Source organism: Arthrobacter oryzae (assembly GCF_030812315.1).
GTDB lineage: Bacteria > Actinomycetota > Actinomycetes > Actinomycetales > Micrococcaceae > Arthrobacter > Arthrobacter oryzae_B.
Genome location: NZ_JAUSSM010000002.1, coordinates 148,254 through 168,271 on the forward strand (window position 1 = coordinate 148,254; position 20,018 = coordinate 168,271).

Annotated in this window: 19 protein-coding genes; 9 read left to right on the forward strand and 10 right to left on the reverse strand. The window is 65.9% G+C overall.

The features are described 5' to 3' along the window. Nucleotides 1-17 precede the first annotated feature (17 nt). A complete protein-coding gene (locus J2S97_RS04090; protein WP_307046862.1) occupies nt 18-626 on the reverse strand; it encodes a hypothetical protein in 609 nt (202 codons plus the stop codon). Then, nucleotides 623-979 carry a PEP-utilizing enzyme gene (locus tag J2S97_RS04095; RefSeq protein WP_307046864.1) on the reverse strand — a complete coding sequence of 119 codons (357 nt, stop codon included), beginning with the start codon at nt 977-979 and terminating at the stop codon, nt 623-625. Before J2S97_RS04095 ends, J2S97_RS04090 begins: the two co-directional genes overlap by 4 nt. A 216-nt stretch (nt 980-1,195) precedes the next feature. Between J2S97_RS04095 and J2S97_RS04100 the strand changes: the two genes are divergently transcribed. Both J2S97_RS04100 and J2S97_RS04105 read left to right on the forward strand, forming a co-directional pair. Continuing rightward, complete coding sequence (locus J2S97_RS04100; RefSeq protein WP_056626880.1) at nt 1,196-1,615, forward strand: YciI family protein; 420 nt, start codon at nt 1,196-1,198, stop codon at nt 1,613-1,615. Nucleotides 1,616-1,654: 39 nt separating this feature from the next. After that, nucleotides 1,655-2,911: an RNA polymerase sigma factor gene (locus J2S97_RS04105; RefSeq protein ID WP_307046867.1), complete on the forward strand. Its 1,257-nt coding sequence runs from the start codon at nt 1,655-1,657 to the stop codon at nt 2,909-2,911. Between the two features lie 188 nt (nt 2,912-3,099). On the opposite strand, the gene J2S97_RS04110 is transcribed toward J2S97_RS04105, so the two are convergent. Further along, entirely contained in the window at nt 3,100-4,023 is a 924-nt protein-coding gene (locus tag J2S97_RS04110) for an AraC family transcriptional regulator (protein ID WP_307046869.1), read from the reverse strand. A gap of 277 nt (nt 4,024-4,300) precedes the next feature. On the opposite strand from J2S97_RS04110, the gene J2S97_RS04115 reads away from it, so the two are divergent. The 6 genes from J2S97_RS04115 to J2S97_RS04140 all read left to right on the forward strand — a co-directional run bounded on the left by J2S97_RS04115 (nt 4,301) and on the right by J2S97_RS04140 (nt 9,729). Continuing rightward, entirely contained in the window at nt 4,301-5,653 is a 1,353-nt protein-coding gene (locus tag J2S97_RS04115) for an ABC transporter substrate-binding protein (RefSeq protein WP_307046871.1), read from the forward strand. Between the two features lie 20 nt (nt 5,654-5,673). Continuing rightward, nucleotides 5,674-6,642 (forward strand): carbohydrate ABC transporter permease, encoded by a 969-nt coding sequence (locus J2S97_RS04120; RefSeq protein ID WP_307046873.1) that lies wholly within the window; start codon nt 5,674-5,676, stop codon nt 6,640-6,642. After that, nucleotides 6,639-7,568 carry a carbohydrate ABC transporter permease gene (locus J2S97_RS04125; RefSeq protein WP_307046875.1) on the forward strand — a complete coding sequence of 310 codons (930 nt, stop codon included), beginning with the start codon at nt 6,639-6,641 and terminating at the stop codon, nt 7,566-7,568. The genes J2S97_RS04120 and J2S97_RS04125 overlap by 4 nt, the downstream gene beginning before the upstream one ends. Before the next feature lie 50 nt (nt 7,569-7,618). Next, nucleotides 7,619-8,680 (forward strand): NAD(P)-dependent alcohol dehydrogenase, encoded by a 1,062-nt coding sequence (locus tag J2S97_RS04130; RefSeq protein ID WP_307046876.1) that lies wholly within the window; start codon nt 7,619-7,621, stop codon nt 8,678-8,680. A 38-nt stretch (nt 8,681-8,718) separates the two neighbouring features. After that, on the forward strand, nt 8,719-9,066 hold the full coding sequence (locus J2S97_RS23955) for a hypothetical protein (protein ID WP_373460494.1): 348 nt from the start codon (nt 8,719-8,721) through the stop codon (nt 9,064-9,066). Nucleotides 9,067-9,213: 147 nt separating this feature from the next. Further along, on the forward strand, nt 9,214-9,729 hold the full coding sequence (locus J2S97_RS04140; protein ID WP_307046878.1) for a flavin reductase family protein: 516 nt from the start codon (nt 9,214-9,216) through the stop codon (nt 9,727-9,729). A 25-nt stretch (nt 9,730-9,754) separates the two neighbouring features. On the opposite strand, the gene J2S97_RS04145 is transcribed toward J2S97_RS04140, so the two are convergent. Then, nucleotides 9,755-11,770 (reverse strand): S-layer homology domain-containing protein, encoded by a 2,016-nt coding sequence (locus J2S97_RS04145; protein ID WP_307046880.1) that lies wholly within the window; start codon nt 11,768-11,770, stop codon nt 9,755-9,757. Between the two features lie 411 nt (nt 11,771-12,181). On the opposite strand from J2S97_RS04145, the gene ribA reads away from it, so the two are divergent. Continuing rightward, entirely contained in the window at nt 12,182-14,056 is a 1,875-nt protein-coding gene (gene ribA, locus J2S97_RS04150) for a GTP cyclohydrolase II RibA (protein ID WP_307046882.1), read from the forward strand. Between the two features lie 67 nt (nt 14,057-14,123). Here the strand turns inward: ribA and J2S97_RS04155 are convergent, their stop codons facing one another. The 6 genes from J2S97_RS04155 to bioB are packed head-to-tail and all read right to left on the reverse strand — an operon-like array spanning nt 14,124 to nt 19,791. Next, nucleotides 14,124-15,257, reverse strand: a complete 1,134-nt coding sequence (locus J2S97_RS04155; RefSeq protein ID WP_307046884.1) for a cytochrome P450 — start codon at nt 15,255-15,257, stop codon at nt 14,124-14,126. Nucleotides 15,258-15,313: 56 nt separating this feature from the next. Continuing rightward, nucleotides 15,314-15,991 (reverse strand): dethiobiotin synthase, encoded by a 678-nt coding sequence (gene bioD, locus J2S97_RS04160; protein ID WP_307046886.1) that lies wholly within the window; start codon nt 15,989-15,991, stop codon nt 15,314-15,316. Further along, nucleotides 15,988-17,160, reverse strand: coding sequence for an 8-amino-7-oxononanoate synthase (locus J2S97_RS04165; RefSeq protein ID WP_373460505.1), 1,173 nt, complete (start codon nt 17,158-17,160; stop codon nt 15,988-15,990). Before J2S97_RS04165 ends, bioD begins: the two co-directional genes overlap by 4 nt. Nucleotides 17,161-17,168: 8 nt before the next feature. Beyond that, nucleotides 17,169-18,509, reverse strand: coding sequence for an adenosylmethionine--8-amino-7-oxononanoate transaminase (locus J2S97_RS04170; RefSeq protein ID WP_307046889.1), 1,341 nt, complete (start codon nt 18,507-18,509; stop codon nt 17,169-17,171). A 17-nt stretch (nt 18,510-18,526) separates the two neighbouring features. Beyond that, entirely contained in the window at nt 18,527-18,772 is a 246-nt protein-coding gene (bsaP, locus tag J2S97_RS24140; RefSeq protein WP_444875928.1) for a biotin synthase auxiliary protein BsaP, read from the reverse strand. After that, nucleotides 18,769-19,791 carry a biotin synthase BioB gene (bioB, locus tag J2S97_RS04175; RefSeq protein ID WP_307046891.1) on the reverse strand — a complete coding sequence of 341 codons (1,023 nt, stop codon included), beginning with the start codon at nt 19,789-19,791 and terminating at the stop codon, nt 18,769-18,771. Before bioB ends, bsaP begins: the two co-directional genes overlap by 4 nt. Between the last annotated feature and the right edge of the window lie 227 nt (nt 19,792-20,018).

The following is a 20,018-nucleotide window of genomic DNA, read 5'->3' on the forward strand; positions in this document are numbered from 1 at the left end:
GAACCCTCTAAAATCGCTCACCTCTGGATGCCCAGGGTGGCGATGAGGTCTTCGTGCAGCTCGAACCAGACACGGTGGAAGGAGTCGCGGTCTGTGGCCGTGAGCCAGGCGGGGTCCGTCGCAGCGTTTGCGACGGCCATCTCCAGGCGGTTGGCGTAGCCGCTGAACCGCGGCAGCACCGCTGTCAGGCGGACTTCAAGGTCGCGCAGGGACGTCAGTGCCTGAATGAAGGTTCGGCGTGTTTCCTCGTCAATCCCATCCGTTGGCGGATGCCCGTCGGAGAGCCACTGGAGCTGAATCCTGCTGCAGGCGGCGACGACATTCGTATTGAGGGATAGGAAGTCCGAGTGCGCTCGGGAGACCGCTGAATAGCCGCGGACACTGTTCAGTTCCGCTGCCAGGAGACCCTCGTTTTCGGCCCTGCCGGCGACCGTCAGTGACCACCCCCGGGTTCCCGCGAAGGAGGAGCGCAGTGCCCAACCCTTGGCACCCGCCGCTATAAGGGATCGTTCGACGTCGGCCGGATCCTGACCGAATCGTTCGACAATTGAGTTCGTGTCAGCGAAGCCGTGCAGCCTCACGGCGTGGAGGGTAAGCAGCAGGGATCGGTGCTGCGGGCTCGTCACGAAGTTGTTCCGACATCGAGTGGCTTCGCCCGGACGGTTCCGTAAGTTCCATCGACCACGAGCGTCGTTCCGCTCGTGATGCGGGTCAGGGTGTTGGTGACGCCCAGGACGGCCGGGATGCCATACTCGCGGGCCACTATGGCGGCATGCGAAAGCATCCCCCCTGTTTCCGTGATGATTGCCGAGGCCACTGCGAAGAGTGGTGTCCAGGCCGGATCAGTGGTGCGGCAGACCAGGACGTCGCCGGGCCTCACCTCGGAGAACTCGTCGATGTTGTGAACGGTCCGTGCAGTGCCACAGGCAGTACCGGGACTTGCGCCCGTTCCAGTGAGGACGTGGCTGGAGATTTCCATCCCTGCCTTTCCCGTCCGGGCTTCAGACGTAGCTTCCATGTCAGCCGGCCGCCCCCGCTGCGCTTCCGACATCTTATGGTCAACAACCTGTTGGGGCATGAACGCCCCCGAGCAGAACGCAAAGTATTTTTCAGACCCGTGTCGAGTTACCCTCGCGCTGTTCGACCTGTGGGTGAGAAGGTCGAAGGGCGACCTTCCAAAACCTAGGAGAATGAAATGGCAAAGTACATGTTGATCATGCGCGGAACCGACGAGTCGTACGCCAACCTTGAGAAGGCCGACTTCAACGAAATGCTCGAGACCATGGGCAAGTTCAATGACGAACTTATCCGCGCCGGAGTCCTGCTCGCAGCCGAAGGCCTCGACGATCCGAAAGAGGGCGTCGTCGTGGACTTTACCGGCGAAACCCCGGTGGTCACCGACGGGCCCTACGGCGAAACCAAAGAGCTGTTCGGCGGCTACTACATCCTGGATGTGGCATCGAAGCAGGAAGCAATTGAGTGGGCCAAGCGGGCACCCATGACGGCTGGAACCAAAACGGAAATCCGTCGGGTACCTTCGATCGACGAGTTCCCGCAGGACAACGAATGGATCCAGAAGGAACGCGCATGGCGCGAGCAGACCGGACAGCTCTGAACCTGGACCAGACCTGAACCAGCAACTCTGTATCCACCAGTGAGCAGCAGACCGGCAAGGGCCGCCGTCGAGGCAGTGTGGCGCAGTGAGTCCGCCCGCATCGTCGGCGCCCTTGCCCGCTACACCGGCGATTTCCCACTGGCCGAAGACCTTGCCCAGGAGGCACTGGCCGAAGCCCTGGTCTCCTGGTCGGTGAATGGCATCCCCGCCGAACCGGTGGGTTGGCTGCTGACAACCGGCCGGCGTCGTGCGATTGATACCTTTCGACGGCGTGCCGCCCGGGACGAAAAATACGCGCTGCTGGCCCGGGACCTCTCCGAGGAGGAGCCAGGTGCGGATTCCCTGTTCAATCCCGAAGCGATCAACGACGACGTACTGGCACTGATGTTCATCTCATGCCATCCGGTGCTTTCCAGGGAAGCGCGGATCGCGCTGACCCTGCGCGTAGTGGGCGGCATGGGCACGGACGAGATCGCCAAGGCGTTCCTGGTTTCGGTGCCCACGATCCAGGCGAGGATCACGCGTGCCAAGAAGACGCTGGCCGCCGCGCACGTTCCGTTCGCTGTGCCGGAAGCCCATGAAGTGCCTGAACGGCTTGGCTCCGTGCTCCACGTCGTCTACCTGATCTTCACGGAGGGATCTTTCGCATCCGGCGGTGAGTCCTGGATGCGCACGGACCTCGCAAGCGAAGCACGCCGCCTGGCCCGCGTGCTCGTGCGGCTGGCACCCGGGCCCGAAGTGTTCGGTTTGCTGGCGCTGATGGAACTGACTGCGGCGCGGTTCCCTGCGAGGCTCGACGCGTCCGGCCGGCCCGTCCTCCTGGAAGACCAGGACCGGCGGCGGTGGGACCAGTCCGCAATCCGGCGCGGTCGTGCGGCGCTTGCGACGGCGATGGCAGCGGGCCGGGGACTGGGAGCCTACGGACTGCAGGCGTCCATCGCTGAATGCCATGCGGTGGCCCGCTCGGTGGGGGAAACGGACTGGCAACGGATCGTGATCCTGTACGAGGCACTCGGGCGATTGACGCCGTCGCCCATCATCGAATTGAACCGCGCGGTGGCGGTGGCCATGGCCACGGGCCCGGCCGCCGGGCTGGACCTGGTGGACGCGCTGGCGTCCCGGGGCGAATTAGACGGTTCGCACCTGTTGCCAGCCGTCAGGGGCGAGATGCTGACCAGGCTCGGCCGGCGTGAAGAGGCAAAGTCTGCACTTCAACAGGCAGCCAGCCTGTGCGCGAATGCGGCCGAACGGGCAGCCCTGGAACGCAAGATCGACGAGCTTCGCAAGCCGGCGTAGGGTCTTCCTAGGGAGGCAGGACGGCTCCTGTCATCCCGTCGGTGCGGGCCTGAAACGGCAGAGAACAACCTGGGTCAGTGCGCTGGCCGTGTTGGGCGCATGGCTCCACAGGAGCGATACCAATGATTCAGGTGGCCCGCACTCGCCCGGCTTCCGGACCGCGCGAAATCGGAGCGCTTCCTGAAACGTCAGTTCTGGGCCCGTTGGCGGTAGTTCCGGGGGGTTTCGCCGGTGTCGTTGAGGAAGTGCCGGTTGAAGTTGGACAGGTTCGAGAATCCGACTTCATAGCAGATGTCGGAAATGGCTTTGTCGCTGCTCTCAAGTAAACGCCGGGCGTGGGCCAGACGGAGTTTGCGGACGAGGTCGCTGAAGTTCTGGCCCGTGGCCCGCTTGAAGTACTTCGAGAAGGTGGGTTCCGCCATTCCCACCAGGGCTGCGGCCTCGGACATCTTGATAGTGCCGGCGTGGTTGCTGAACACGTACTCCAGGATGATGTCGACCACGGCAGCGGCCTGGCCGTCCAGCTGCGGCCTGAACCATTCCTCGGCCAGGAAGCGCCGTTCTTCCTGCGGCGCCCTGGCCAGGATTCCAAAGAGCTCAAACAGGTGTTGGAGCCGCTCCAGCCCTGTGGTGGCACCTATCGCCTCGATGGATGCGGCTGCCATCCCGGCTGAACGGCCCATGAATTCGATACCGCGTGCCGACTGTTCCAGCAGGGGCTTGACCTCGGCCAACTCGGGGACAAGGGCTGCGGTCTGCTCGACCCATTTGCCGTCGAACTGGATGACGGCGTCCCGGTTCTTCAGTACTTCGCCGGGTTCAAGGTCGCTGACCCAGTCGTGGGGGAGGCCCGATCCAACGATGGACACGTGGCCGGCCTCAAAAGTGCCGATGTGGTCTCCCACGATGAATTTCCCGGTGCCCTTCCGGATGAGGTGGATCTCGTACTCGGGATGGTAGTTCCACCGTGCCACCGGGCTGGGGTAGTCGTGTTGGTTCCACCGGACTGAGTGGTTGGGGTCAGGGGGGATGACTTCCCGGTTCGCGCGCATCCCCAGCAGTCTTTCGGCCAGTCTGGCGGTCGCTCCGTCAATGGGGTCCGCGGCAGTCATGGTGGTTCTCTCTGAATCGGCTGTTTATGAAATATGGACAGCACCTAAGGTGCTTTACCCCAGAATAGCGCCTCCCGCAGGGAATGGCCGTGGAAAATAAGTATCAGAAATCGGCAAGCAGGGCGCTAGTTGTGCCCTATCCCACACGCCTAAAGTTGAGGAACACCAGCGAGGCATAACGGAATTTCCCGGTCACTTGCCTCACCCCGGTCCGGTACGTCGAGCAGCAGTCGAGGTCCGGTGACCGTGCACCCCCTGAAGAACAAAGGAGTCCTTAATGCGCCCGAAAATGCGTGCTGCGACCCTGGCCGCCGGCGCCCTGTGCGTCGCGCTGAGTGCCTCGGCCTGTGCAGGTGCCGGCGGAGGCAATTCCGCCGGAGACCCGAACAGCATCAATGTCCTGATGGTGAACAACCCCCAGATGGAGGACCTGCAGCGGCTCACCGCGGACAACTTCACCAAAGAAACCGGCATCAGGGTCAACTACACGATCCTGCCCGAGAACGATGTCCGGGCCAAGATCAGCCAGGAGTTCTCCAGCCAGGCAGGCCAGTACGACGTGGCGTCGCTGTCCAACTATGAGATCCCGTTCTATTCCGCCAACGGCTGGCTCGCGCCGCTGGACAATGTGGCCCAGGCCCCCGGATTTAACCAGGACGACATCCTGCCGGCCTACACGGCGTCCCTCACCGGCGAGGACGGCAAGCTTTACGGCGAACCGTTCTACGGCGAATCCTCCTTCTTGATGTACCGGAAGGACATTCTGGAGGCCAAGGGCCTGACCATGCCGGAGAAGCCCACCTGGGATGAGGTCGCGGACATAGCAGCGCAGGTCGACGGCGCAACCCCGGGAATGAAGGGCATCTGCCTGCGCGGCCAGCCAGGCTGGGGCCAGGTCTTCGCGCCGCTGACCACCGTGGTGAACACCTTCGGCGGGACCTGGTTCGACAAGGACTGGAACGCCCAGGTCAACAGCCCGGAATTCACCGCAGCAGTCGAGTTCTACACCAAACTGGTCCGCGAGCACGGCGAAGCAGGCGCCGCCCAGGCCGGCTTCACCGAGTGCCTGAACAACATGAGCCAAAGCAAAGTGGCCATGTGGTACGACGCAACCTCGGCCGCCGGCGCCCTGGAAGCCGAAGCGTCACCTGTGAAGGGGAAGATCGGCTACGCCCAGGCCCCGGTAAAGGAAACGAAGTCGTCCGGCTGGCTGTGGACCTGGTCCTGGGCTATGCAGGCGGCATCAAAGAAGCAGGACGCCGCCGGGAAGTTCATCGCCTGGGCCAGTTCGAGCGAATACGAGGAACTGGTCGCCTCCGAGCTCGGCTGGGCGAAGGTTCCGTCCGGCAAGCGCATCTCCACTTACGAGAATGCCGGGTTCCAGAAGGCGGCTCCGTTCTTCGAGGCCGAACGGTTCGCCATCGAGAATGCCGACCCGAAGAACCCGGGCGCGCAGGAACGCCCGGCCGTCGGCATCCAGTTTGTGGGCATTCCCGAGTTCGCTGCCCTGGGCACCAACGTCTCCCAGGGTGTCAGCTCCGCCATTGCAGGCCAGGGCAGCGTGGCTGATGCACTGGCCAAGGGCCAGGAAGCCGCCCAAAAAATCGGCAATAAGTACAAGTGGCAATGACCGAATCGCAGGAGAACATCATGACTACCGCAACGGCGCGCATCTCCCGCCCGGGACGCAACGCAGCCAAACCTTCACGAGACAGCCGGTCGCGGGAACGCGCCCTGGCCTGGGCACGGCGTGCGCCGCTGCTTCCGGCCCTGATCTTCCTCATCATCGTCACCCAGCTTCCGTTCGTGGTGACGCTGATCATCTCGTTCCTGAACTGGAACAGCCTGAGCCCTGACAAGACCGCCTTCGCCGGCTTGGAGAACTACGCCACGGTCCTCACGGACCCGGACCTGCGGCAGGCGATCTTCACCACAATCCTCCTCACCGTCTCCGTGGTCCTGGCCAGCCTGGTCATCGGGCTGGGCCTGGCACTGCTGCTGGACAAGAAGTTCATCGGCCGCGGATTGGCACGGACCCTGCTGATCGCACCGTTCCTGGTGGTGCCCGTGGCAGCCGCCCTCATCTGGAAGCACGCCCTACTCAACCCCACTTACGGGCTGATCAACGGCATCCTGACCTGGGTGTGGGCCCTCTTCGGCGGCGACACGGCGCCCCAACTGGACCTCCTGTCCCAGGCGCCGATGATGGCCGTCATCGTCTCGCTGGTCTGGCAGTGGACCCCGTTTATGATGCTCATCCTGCTGGCGGGCCTGCAGTCCCGTCCTATGGACACTGTCGAAGCGGCCCAGATGGACGGCGCCACGCCCTGGGCGATCTTCCGGCACCTCACCCTGCCGCACCTGCGCCAGTACCTGGAGCTGGGCGGCCTGCTCGGAGCCATCTATATCGTGCAGAACTTCGACGCCGTCTTCACCCTCACCGCAGGCGGACTGGGCACGGCCAACCTGCCCTATGCCATCTACCAGACGTTCTACTTCGCCAACGAATACGGCCTGGCATCCGCCGCCGGCGTCGTGGTGGTCATCGGCACCATCATCGTTGCCACTTTCGCCCTCCGCACCGTCTTTTCGCTCTTCAAGAAGGAGGCAGCACGATGAGCACCCTCACTCCTGCCGCGCCCCGCAAGTCGGGCCATGCCCGTTCAACGTCACGTGCCAGTTCGACCACCGGACCACTCCGGCACGGCAAGTCACGCATGGACCCCACGCGCAACAACACGGCCGCCGGCATCGCAGCCTGGCTGCTCGCCCTGCTCTTCGCCGCCCCCGTCATGTGGATGATCCTGACCTCCTTCCACTCCGAAACCGACGCAGCAACCAACCCGCCGTCCATCGCCGCGAACCTCACCCTGGACGCGTACAGGGAGTTCTTCGGCGAAACGTCCGGCGTCAGTCCGTGGCCGTCGCTGATTAACTCCGCCACCGCCTCGATCCTGTCCACGGTCCTCGTCCTGGTCCTGGCCATTCCCGCGGCGTATGCACTGTCCATCCGGCCGGTGAAGAAGTGGACCGACGTGATGTTCTTCTTCCTCTCCACGAAGATGATGCCCGTGGTCGCTGCGATCCTGCCGCTCTACCTCTTCGCCAGGACGGTCGGGGCCCTCGACAACATCTGGTTCCTGATCCTGATGTACACGTCCATGAACCTCCCCATCGCGGTCTGGATGATGCGGTCATTCCTCGCAGAAGTACCGGTCGAAATGCTGGAAGCAGCCCAGATCGACGGCGCCAACCTCCTCCTCACCCTCCGCAAGATCATCGCCCCCGTGGCCATGCCCGGCATCGCCGCGACCGCCCTGATCTGCTTCATCTTCAGCTGGAACGAACTGCTACTGGCCCGGGTCCTCACCGGCGTGGTGGCAGGTACCGCCCCCGTCTTCCTGACGGGCTTCGTGTCAGGCCAGGGCCTCTTCCTCGCCAAGGTGTGCGCCGCCGCCGTCGTGATTTCCCTCCCGGTGCTGTTCGCCGGCTTCGCAGCCCAGGACAAGCTCGTCCAGGGCCTCTCTCTCGGCGCCGTCAAGTAACGCCGTCAATGAGCCGGCCCCACCACTTCGATTCTCAAAGGATTTCACCGATGACAACATCAACCGCCCAGTCCGCGACCCTCGGACAGCCGGAGCTGCCAACCACCATGCGCGCCTCCATCCTGAAACGCCAAGGCGACATGGCTATGGAAACTCTGCCCCTGCCGCAGCCCGACGCCGACCAGGTCCTGGTCCAGGTCGCCGCCGTCGGCGTCTGCGGCAGCGACGTCCACTATTACGAGCACGGCCGGATCGGCGACTACGTGGTGGACCACCCGCTGATCCTCGGCCACGAACTCTCCGGCCGGATCGCCGCCGTCGGAAGCGCCGTTGACCCTGCCCGCATCGGCAACCGGGTCGCCGTCGAACCCCAGCGCCCCTGCCGCACGTGCAAGCAGTGCAAGGCCGGCCGCTACAACCTGTGCCCGGACGTCGAGTTCTATGCCACCCCGCCGATCGACGGCGCCTTCGCTGAATACGTGACCATCCAGAGCGACTTCGCCTATGACATCCCGGACAGCGTCAGCGACGAAGCTGCGGCCCTAATCGAACCGCTCTCCGTGGGGCTGTGGGCCTGCGAACGAGCGGAGATCAAGCCCGGCAGCCGGGTCCTGATCGCCGGCGCCGGACCGATCGGCATCATCGCCGCCCAGGCCGCCCGCGCTTACGGCGCCACCGAAATCCACATCAGCGACATCACAGAGGACAGGCTTGCGTTCGCCCTGGAACACGGCGCCACGCACGCGCTCAACGCCAGGACGGACAGCGTGGAGGGGCTCGACGTCGATGCGTTCATTGACGCTTCCGGCGCCCCTCAGGCGGTCCGTTCCGGGATCAAAGCGGTGGGGCCGGCCGGCCGGGTCATCCTGGTCGGGTTGGGAGCGGACGACGTTGAACTCCCCGTTTCGTACATCCAGAACCGCGAGATCTGGCTCTCCGGCGTATTCCGCTACACCAATACCTGGCCCCTGGCCATCCAGCTGATCGCCGACGGGAAAGTGGACCTGGACATCCTGGTCACCGGTAAGTTCGCACTCGCCGAATCCGAAGACGCGCTCAAAGCCGGAAAGCAGCCCGGACAGCTCAAAGCCGTGGTCTACCCGGGCCGCTGAAAACACATGTGAAGTACTAGAACTGCAAGGAAGCAGCCATGCCATCAACTGACGCCTCATCCGCCTCCGTCCAGGCTGTCGGGAACTACGTCCTGACCGTGATCGGCGAATCGCTCGTCGACATCATCAGCAACCCCCGCCGGCCGGAGGAGATCCAAACCCACCCCGGAGGGAGCCCCCTCAACGTGGCGGTGGGGGCGGCCCGCCTGGACCTGCAGACGACCCTGCTCCGGCCGGGGGACAAAGCCACCCTGGCCCTGGTGAAGGCAGCACGGCGGCCGTCCCTGGCAACCATCTATTGCCCACGGCCCTGGCTGAGCGCACCAGCACAAAGCGTCACCGTGCCTGACCGCAAACGAAACGGACATCGAAAGATGGCGACGTGACCGCAGGTCCCGGCGGCCTGGGCAGTCTTTTACGCCATGCTTCGGAGGGTGAACCCGTGTTTCCCCGCGCGTCCGTTCGTTTCACCCGGGGGTTGGGAACCGGTATGGAGGGTGATTGATTGGGTGGACAAGCTCGAAAGGACCCCCTTGACGGAACATTCTGATCTCACTCCGCGCCGACTCCGCACCATTCTGGGCCATTTCGCGACCGGTCTGACCGTGATCACTGCCGCAACAAAGGACGGCCCGGCAGGCTTCACCTGCCAGTCCTTCTCGTCCCTGTCGCTGGAACCGGCACTGGTTACGTTCAGCCCGGCACGGACTTCGAGGACGTGGCCGCTGCTGCGGGAGACAGGACGGTTCACCATCAACATCCTGCCAGCCGAACACCAGCACCTCGCGGGCAAGTTCGCCCGTTCGGGAACCGACAAGTTTGCCGGCGTCGACCATGCGCCGTCGCCCCTTGGCAACCCGGTGCTGGACCAGGCCCTTGCCTGGGTGGACTGCGAACTGCACGCGGAGTACGACGGCGGCGACCACACCATTGTGGTCGCGGCGGTCCGGGCCCTGAGTGCGCGGGCCGATGCCGAACCGCTGCTCTTCTTCAAGGGCGACTACTTCGGCGTGCAGTCCCGGGCCGGTGCGCTGGAGAGCGTGGCGTGACCGTGGTGAAGTCCACGTCCCGGCGTCAGTGCTTTGCGTCGAAGCGGTAAAGGAAGGCTGCCATGGCGTCGCGGTTGACGGGCTCATACGGGCGGAAGGTGTGATCGGACCAGCCGGTGCTGATGCCGGTTTGAGCCAGCCAGGTGATTTCTTTGTAGAACTGGTTGGCTGTGGTCAGGTCCGCGAACGGCGATTGGGCCGGTGGAGTGAATGAGGGGCTGCCGGCCAGCCGGTACAGGAAGGCGGCCATGGCGTCCCGGTTCACCGGCGCGATTGGTCGGAAGGTCTCGTCGGGCCAGCCGGTGGTGATTTCCTGCGCTGACAGCCAGGAGATGTGGGGGTAGTAGGGGTGGTCGGGCCTGAGATCGGCGAAGGGTGACTCAGCAGGGAGTGTTGTGGTCGGGGTGCCCTGGAGCCTGTACATGAACGCAGCGACGGCGTCGCGGTGGACCGGGTCGAGCGGCCTGAACGTGCCGTCCGTCCATCCGGTGATCACACCCTTGGCGTGCAGGTCTGCGATTTCACCGGCAAACTGGCTGCCGGCCGGAACATCAGCGAAGGCCGTGGAAGGGACCGTCCCTATCACCGGGAAGCTGAAGCCGAAGCGGTAGAGGTTCAAAGCGTGCGCCATCATGCCGCGTTCGATGCGTTGATCGGGCCCGAATGTTCCGTCGGGGTTCCCAACGATGACAAACGTGGATGCCAGCCAGGCCAATTCCTCGTAGTTGGCAACTCCGGGCTGGATGTCGGAGTACGGGGCGTAAATGTGGGCATCGGCAGGCACGGGAGGTCGATCGGCCAGCCGGTGGAGGAAGACTGCCAGCGTCCTGCGGGTGATCTCCTGGTCCGGCCGGAACGTACCGTCGGCGTAGCCGGTATCGATGTCCCAAGCTGCAACCCAGCGGATGGCGTCATTGTCGTCAGACCCGGCAGGCACGTCGGTGAAGGTGTAGGCACTATCGGGAACCGGCGGACTTCCCGCATACCGGTAAAGGATCGACGCCAGGGATCCGCGGTCCACCAGGGTTTCCGGCCGGAACGTGCCGTCCGGATAGCCGGCAAGATAGCCGCTGGCTGCCGCCCATGTGATGTTGCTAAAGTGCGGGTGCTCCGGCGGGATGTCCGTGAACAGACGGGGCTTCTCCAGGCCAACGTCAATGCCCGGTATGACTCCTCCCGAGCTGACCTGGACGGGAGTGGCCTCAGCGCCGGGGCCTTCGGTGCTGTACCACTGATCCAGGGCGCCGCTGGTTCCGCCGACGAACTTGATCCGGTAGGTTCCCGGCGCCAGCCCTGTCAGCTCGTACGTGCCGTCGTTGTCCACTGTCGTGCGGCCGCCAAGCGAACCATCGGCCGCGTAGGCTTCCACTCGGAGCAGGCGGAACACGGTTCCCGCGCTGCCCACCTGCCCGATGATCGCCGCCGATCCCCGCCCCGGCGTTAGGCCGCGTTCCGGAACGCCCGTGCCCACGGGGCAGTTGTCGCTGAGCATCTGCACCAGGGCGGCGTACTCCGCGGCGTCCACGCTGAGGTTCCACCGGGACTTCACGAAGATCCACAAATCTGCATACTTGCAGTGCACCCCCTGGTACGGCGGGCGCCACTCGGCCGGGTCCTGGGACCCCTTTTGCGCGTCAATGGCGGATCGCGCGGTGACCAGGGTGGTCTGCGCGTACCTGAGGTCGTTGGCGAAGTCGCGCCGCTGCGCGGCAGTCCAGGCCCACGCCCCCGACTCCCAGGCTTCCTCCAGAGGCACTGTGTGATCGACAGTCAACTGTGCCGGGTCGGATTCAAAACTGTTGTCGTACAGTGAATGCCAACTCCCTGCAGCCACCGTGCAGGGAGGCTCGACGACGATCATGGACGGGTGGGATGCAGCTATCAGCACCTCGCGTGCGGAGTCGCAGCCGTCTGCGTCCGCATCGATCCAGCGCTCGAAGCCGTCGGCTTCAAACGGGACGGTTGCCTCGGGGCGCACTTCCAGTGTGTCCAGCAGATCCGTGGACGTCGTCAGTCCGCTGCGGAAGCTCAGTGCGGGCACCGGCACCGCCAAACCAACGAGGAATACCGGCACTAGCGCCGAGGCAATCAATGGTCGGATAAAGCGGCGCTTCTGTTGCAGTGGGTTTCCCGGCATTACGTTCCCCCAGTGTCTCCAAGTGCCCCGTCAGGTTCGCCAATCCTTGCATTTGTAAATACGAAGGAATAGAGAGCCGACTACCTGAATCTCACAGCCCTCACCGGTGTGTGGGCGTTGCCGAAGGAGAGCCGTTTGCATCGTCGGCGCCAAGCCCTTGGTGACGTCCACTACCGCCTTGGAGCCATCTCCCGAAAGTCCTTCCCGCGTCGCATCCTGCTCGCAATTTACTTGAAACTTTAACTAATCGACGATACGGTTAACTTCAATCTTCAACTACTTTCACGTCCCATACGTCGAAACCAGGAACCACAGATGAACATTGCTTTCGAGACCATCGCCGCGCAGCCCGTGGCTCTTCCCGCGGCTACGGTACGCAGCCGGGTTACCGTTCCGCTGCGCTTCCCGGACGGCTATGCGACGGATGCCGTGGTCCTCACTTTCCATGGGCTGGCAGACGACAAGGAGCACTTGCTGCTCGCCCTGGGTGACTGGGAGCAGTCATTGCCGGATCCGGCGCGGGGGTACGGGGCCCCGCTGGTCCGCTTGCACAGTGAATGTCTGACGGGCGACGTGTTCGGCAGCGAGCGCTGTGACTGCGGACCGCAGTTGCGCGAAGCAGTTGAGGAGATCGCCGCCGTCGGAGGATTCCTGCTCTACCTCCGCCAGGAAGGACGCGGCATCGGCCTGTACTCCAAGCTGGACGCCTATGCGCTGCAGGACGCCGGCTTTGACACGTACGAAGCCAATCTTGCCCTAGGGCACAGGGAGGACGAACGTGACTACACAGCGGCCGCCCAGATGTTGGCCGCCGTCGGGGTCACCACCGTCCGTCTCCTCAGCAACAACCCCGACAAGTCCGCGCAGCTGATCTCCCTCGGCATCGACATCACGGCGCAGATCCCCACCGGGGTCCACCTGTCCCCGTCGAATTTTCGCTACCTCGCCGCCAAACGCGACCACACCGCGCATACGCTCGATCTGCCGCGGACCGGCGCCGGCTCATCCGGGGACGCGGCAACGTCCGGGGCTATCCCCAGTCCCGACGAGTTGCTCGCCCGGGTGGACGCGCTCATTCCCCGGCTCCGGGAACGGGCCGAGGAAACGGAGGGCTTGCGCCGCCTCCCGGACGCCACGATGGCGGAGCTGACGGCGGCGGGCGTCTTCCGGATCCTTGCACCTAAGGCCGTGGGCGGATTCGGAATGGGCATGGAAACCTATGCCAACGTCATTCGGCGCCTGGCCCGGGGGTGTACCTCCACAGCCTGGACCGTCGGGCACCTGGCCGAGCACGTGTGGATGCTGGCCCGCTGGCCGCGACGGGTCCAGCAGGAAGTCTTCGCGAACGGACCTGCGCCGATGGCGGCCGCCAGCGGCGCGCCGCTGGGCACGGCGGAGAAGGTCCCGGGAGGCTACTCCATCTCCGGCACGTGGAGCTTCGCGTCCGGTGTGATGCACTCCGAATGGGCACTGCTGGCCGTGCACGACGGCGACACGCGCCTGCAGTGTCTGGTCCCCGTCTCCGAGCTGGAGCTGCTGGACGTATGGCACACCGCCGGGCTGCGGGGGACAGGCAGCAATGATCTTGAGGCCCACTCGTTGTTTGTCCCGGGCTATCGGACATTGGACTGGTCCCTGTTAGTGGCAGCCGACAACCCCGGAAGCAGGATCCACCCGGACCCCATCATGCATGCTCCAGTGGCCATGCTCCTGAACATGGTGGCGCCTGCCGCCGCCTTGGGAGCCGCCGAGTACGCCGTCGAACTGTTTCGTGAACGCATGATGGTGCGCAAGGTGAAGAACACGGCTGAAAACCGCCAGGCGGATTCGCCGCTCGCCCAGGCCCGCTTTTCACAGGCCTACGGGCTGCTAGCCACCGCCCGCCTGCACTGGGACGAGGCCCTCCGGATGGTCTCTGCTTCGCATAAACGCCGGCTTCCGCCACCGACGGACGAGGAACGGGCAGCGTACCGGCTGTCACTCGCCTTGAGCGGGGTTGCATCGGCCGAGGCAGTTCAACTCGTGGCCTCGGGGTCGGGCGGAAGCATCCACCGCCTTGCCCACCCGCTCCAGCGGATCCAGCGTGACGTGAATGTCCTCGGCAACCACCCCACGGTGTCCATCGATCCGATTCTGGAGCAGGCGGGCCGGGGCCTGCTGGGCCTCGGGTTCACGGTTCCCTCATTCTGAGGGTTCCTGTCCCGGGCGGCAGGGTGCAGGCCCAGCAGTCCCGGCGTCATGACGAACCGTCAGCGCGTCAGCGGGGCCTGTCCGTCACCGTGACTGTCCGTGGGGCCTGGAAGGACAGCAGCCGTATCCATTCGGGCTGGTGCTCCCGCAAACGGATTCCGGGCAACGCTGCAGCGGTTTCCTGGAGGGTGACGGCTGCCTCCAGTTCCGCGAGCTTGGCCCCGAGGCAGCGGTGGATGCCGGAGCCGAACACCAGGCCGTAGGCCGTTGGTTGTCCGGGGCCTGCCGGCGTCGTGACCTGGTTGCCGCTCAGTTCGAGGAGGAGTTCGGCGCCCGCCGGGATCAGGGCGTCACCGAGGTTCGTGTCGTGGGCGGCCACGCGGCGCCACGTCGGGACTGATGATTCGGTGGTGAGCACGTGCCGGACCACAGACCTGGAGCCTGCTTCGGACACCGCGTCACTCCAGCCCGCCGGCGCGGACCCCTCCAGGAGCCGGAACAGCGTGGTGCTGATCAGCTGCGTGGTTGTTTCCTGTCCGGCGATCAGCAGGAAGTAGCCCAGCGAGCACATCTCAGGTGTGGACAGTCCGTGTTCGGCCAGGGATTTGAACAGGTTGCGCCCGGGCGCTTTGAGGGATGCCCCTACGAGCTTGCGCAGCCAGACGTAGAAATCGGCGGCGCTGTGGGCCAGTTCGAGTTGCCGGTCCTCGTCGGGCCAGCCCCAGAACAGCTCCATGGAGTCAATGCCCCAGCGCTTGAGCTCCGCAAGATCCCGGACGGGCAACCCGAGGAGTTCGAGCATCACGACTGCCGGGGGAAACGCCGCCACTGTCTGCACCAGGTCCACGTGGCCGGAGAAACGGAGCTGGTCCGCGGCGTTTCGTGCCGCTTCCCGGGCCAGTTCCCGGATCCGCGGCTCCATGGCGGCAACTGTGGCTGGCGTGAAAAAGCCCGCCACGACCTTGCGGATCCCGGCATGCGTGTCCGTGTCGTTGCTGGCCAGCACGGGCGGCAACGCAAATCCAACACGCTGCAGCGCGCGCAGGGCGGGTCCCTCCAAGGGCGTCACAGCGACCAGGGCATTGCCGGGGCTGAAGTCGGCAGGACGGTGCAGCACCTCACGGACCGCGTCCGTGTCACGCACCACGAGGTACGGGCAGCGGGCCTGGCTGGAGTCTTCAATCCGGTGAGCGCTTTCCATCTGGCCCGGGCTTTCCACCCGCGGCTCAGCTGGTCCGGCGGTCATCATCGCCGGGTTCATGCCGGCAGGCCGTTCAGCCAGGCAGCTGCCCCGGCACGGAAATCCGCGGGGGACAGTTCCGCGGCCTGCTCGGGAAGCGCACCGAGGAGGGGCACCCGCAGCGATCCGAGCACCTGCCGGTTGCTGTGGTGCACAGCGCCGGGAATGACGGGCCAGCTGCCCAGCACGACGCCCAGGACATAGAGGCCACGCACGGCCAGTGCTTCGAGGGTCAGGGCGGTATGGTTCAGGGTGCCCAGCGCCGGCCGGGCAACGAGCACGATCGCGGCAGCCACGAGCGATCCGAGATCCGCCAGGGTGCCGCCGTCGGAATCCAGCTCCACCAGCAGGCCGCCCGCGCCCTCAACCAGGACGTGGTCGTGGCACGCAGCGAGCTCGAGGACCCTGCCGGCGTGCGCGGCCACCGTGGGGAGCTGCGCTCCGTCGACGGCGGCAGCGGCGACGGGCGCCAGCGGCTCCTGCAGGACGACCCCGGTTTCCGCCGTCACGGCGCCGGCGAGCCGGACAATTTCGGCAGCGTCGGAATCGCCGTCGGCGGCGCCCGACTGACACGGTTTATAGACCGCGACGCTACGCCCCAGTCTGTGGAGGACGGCGGCGAGGGCCGCCGTCGTTATGGTCTTGCCGACGCCGGTGTCCGTTCCGGTGACAAGGATGATGCCGGGCAGGTTCATGAAAGTTCCTCCAAAATACCGCGCAGCACTGCGCAGCTGACTTCGATTTCCTCGGGTGCAAGGGTGGCGCGGGCGGTGAGCCGCAGCCGCGAAATTCCGTCGGGAACGGACGGCGGGCGGAAGCAGCCGATCCGGACGCCGGCCGCCCGCGCGGCCCCGGCGACCCCCAGAGCCGTTTCGGCGGACGGCATGGCGATGGACTGGACGGCTCCCGCTGCATGCCCGACGGCGGGCCCGTCGATGGCAGCGCCGCGGGAGGCTAGGACCGGGGCGAGGCCGGCGGCCAGCGCCGCCGCGTTGCTTCGCACGGATGCCGCCCGCCAGGGCTCATCCCGGATGATCCGCACTCCGGCGAGGGCGGCTGCGGCGGAGGCGGGCGCCAGTCCGGTGTCGAAAATGAAGCTCCGGGCACGGTTGACGAGGTGTTCCCGAAGCAGGGCGGATCCCAGAACCGCTCCGCCCTGGCTGCCCAGGGCCTTGGACAGCGTCGCGGTCACGATCACGTTCGGATGCCCGGCGAGGGCTGTCCCGGCCACCGAGCCGCGGCCCTGGAAGCTGCCCGTACCGGTGACTCCCAGGCTGTGGGCCTCGTCGATGAGCAGCACGGCGTCGTACTGCTCGGCCAAGGCCAGCAGGCCGGCGAACGGGGCTTCGTCGCCCAGGACGCTGTACACGGACTCGACGGCGATCAGTGCGCGCGGCTCCGGCCGGTCGGCCAGCAGCCGGCCGGCTTCCGCCACCCTGTTGTGGGTGAACGATTCGGTGCGGGAACGGCTGAGCCGAAAACCGTCGATCATCGAGGCGTGGCAGTGTTCATCCGCGACGATCAGGGTCCCGGGGCCGCCGAGCGCCGTGATCACCCCGATATTGGCCAGATACCCGGAGGAGAACACCAGCGCCGTTTCCATCCCGGCAAGCATGGCCAGTTCCTGCTCCAGGTCCAGATGCAGGCGCGTGGTTCCGGCCACCAGACGCGAGGACGTGGCGCCCGCGCCCCACAGCGAGGCCGCCGCCGCAGCTGCCTCGGCCACCCGCGGGTCCGCCGCGAGGCCCAGATAGTCGTTGCTGGCCAGGTCGATGAACTGTTCGCCCGCGGCGCGGGGGAGCGGGCGGCGGACCAGGCCCCGGCGGTCCCGGACTGCGGCCTGCCGCTCGAGCCATTGGGTCATCGAGTTGCTCATACCGCTGCTCCGAACGGTGCCCGGTCGCGCTCATGGACTTCGGCGACGGCTGCCGTCATGCCCGCGGTGATCTGTTCAACGTCCGCCGCGGTGCTGACGTATGGGGGCATGGTGTAGACGAGGTTCCGGAACGGGCGGACCCAGACCCCGTGACGGATGGCGGCGGTGGTGACCGCCGTGACGTCGACGGCGTCGTGCAGCTCGATGACTCCGACGGCGCCGATGGTGCGGACCTCCCGGACGGCCTCGAGATCCAGGGCGGGGGCCAGCCCGGACACCAGGCCCGCACCGATCCTCGCGACGTCGGCCCGCCAGCCGCCGTCGCCGATGATGCCAAGGCTCGCGTTCGCCACCGCACACGCCAGCGGGTTCCCCATGAAGGTGGGACCGTGCAGCAGGGCCCCGGCCTCGCCGTTGGAGACTGTCTCGGCCACGTCCCCGGTGCAGAGCACGGCGGCCAGGGTCAGGTACCCGCCGGTCAGGGCTTTGCCCACGCACATGATGTCCGGCACGACGCCGCCATGATCGGCCGCGAACAGCTCGCCGGTGCGTCCGAAGCCGGTGGCGATCTCATCGAAGATCAGCAGCAGACCGTGTGCGTCCGCCACCTCCCGCATGGCTGTCAGGCATTCGGCCGGATAGGCATGCATGCCGCCGGCGCCCTGGAGGACCGGTTCAGCGATGATCGCGGCGAGCTCCCCGGAATGCTCAGCCGCGATGTCCCCGAGCTCGGCGGCCCATGCCTGCACGATTTCCGGTGTCGCGGAAGAAGCCGCCGGGGGACGCGGTGCAAACACGTTGCCGCCAAGCAGGCCCGGGAAGGCGGAATGCATGCCGTCCACGGGATCGCAGACCCCCATCGCCGCGAACGTGTCGCCGTGGTAGCCGCCGCGGATGCTGAGGAACCGCTGCCTTTGCGGGTGCCCGGACGCGGTCTGGAACTGTACCGCCAGCTTCAGGGCAACCTCAACGGCGACCGAACCCGAGTCTGCGAGGAACACCCTCTCCAGACCCGGGCGTCCGGGCGCGGAAGGGGCAAGGTCCACCAGCCGCTCGGCCAGTTCCACTGCGGGGGCATGCGTGAGGCCGCCAAACATCACATGGCTGAAACTCTCCAGCTGGCGCTTTGCCGCGGCGTCCAGCACCGGATTGCGGTAGCCGTGGATCACCGACCACCACGAGGACATCGCATCAACCACGTCATGGCGTATTCCGTCCTGGTCCCGAAGCCGCAGACGCACGCCGTCGGCCGCCTCGACCTCCCACAGCGGCAGGTCCGGGGACGCCGCCGCGTACGGGTGCCACAACCGTGCGCGGTCCTGCTGAATCAGGTTCATTGATGCCGGACGCTGCGTCATGGTGCAAGCACCCCGTGGCGGGCGCATTCCGCCGACCATCCAAGCGGAGTCACCTGGACTTTCATGCGCCGCCGGCAGGCGGCGCAGTAGCGCGGCGGCTCCATTGCGAGGCGCTCGGCGCAGCGTCGGTGAACGTCCGACGTCGGGCTCGCGCCGCCGTCGGACGGCTCACCGCAGTGCCCGCAAAACTCGGCTGCCGTTGATGCGGTGCCGGCTGTTGAGCTGGTCGAAACCCGGTTCATAGCGTCTTCTGGAGTTCCTTGATGGGCATGTTCAGCTCAACCAACAGGCTGAGGTCGGCGGTGGCGGGGCGGCCCAGGGTGGTGAGGTAGTTGCCAACGATGACGGCGTTGATGCCGCCCATCAGGCCCTCGCGGGTGCCGAGGTCGCCCAGGGTCAGTTCCCGGCCGCCGGCGTAGCGCAGCACGGTGCGGGGCATGGCGAGGCGGAACGCGGCGATCGCGCGGAGGGCGTCCTTGCCGTCCATGATGCCCTGGTTCTCGAGCGGTGTGCCGGGGCGGGGGTTGAGGAAGTTCAGCGGGACCTCGTGCGGTTCCAGGGCCGCGAGCTGGGCGGCGAGTTCGGCGCGCTGCTCCAGGGATTCGCCCATCCCGATCAGGGCGCCGCAGCACAGTTCCATGCCGGCGGCCTTGACCATGTGGCAGGTTTCCAGGCGTTCTTCGTAGCTGTGGGTGGTAACGACTTCGGGGAAATAGCTGCGGGCGGTTTCGAGGTTGTGGTTGTAACGGTGCACGCCCCACTCGGCGAGCTGGTCCACCTGGCGCTGGGTGAGCATGCCGAGGGAACAGGCGATGTTGATGTCCACGGCTTCATTGATGCGGTCGATCGCGAACTTGATCTGGTTCATGAGCTTGATGTCCGGTCCCCGGACGGCCGCCACGATGCAGAACTCGGTGGCTCCGGTGGCGGCGGTTTCCTTGGCGGCTTTAACGAGCTCCGGGATGTCGAGCCAGACGCCGCGGACGGGGGAGTCGAACAGGCCGGACTGGCTGCAGAAGTGGCAGTCCTCGGGGCAGCCGCCGGTCTTGATGGAGATGATGCCTTCGACTTCGACGTCCTCGCCGCAGTGCTTCAGCCGGACCTGGTGGGCAAGTTCGAGGGCTGCGGGGAGTGCTTCGTCCGGGAGGCGGAGCACTTCCTCGAGCTGGCCCTGCGTCAGGCCGATGCCGTCTTCGAGGACCTGCCGGCGGGCGGTTTCCAGGATTTCGTGGGTTGCGGGCAGATTTGCCTGAATCGTCATTGATGGGTCCTTTTGCACTTTGCTGGCTGCGGATATTCCTCCGAACCGACGCTAGTTCCCCCTGGGAGGCAGGATTTTGTTGGGTCCCCACAATCGGATGGACGCGACATTAGACGGACCATCCTGCGGCCCCGACAGTGCGAGGCCCGTAGGCGTCCCACCGGCAGGGGGTCAGGTTTCGTCCAGCCAAGAGGGGAATACTGGGAGAAGTCGCGAGGCCTGGCGCC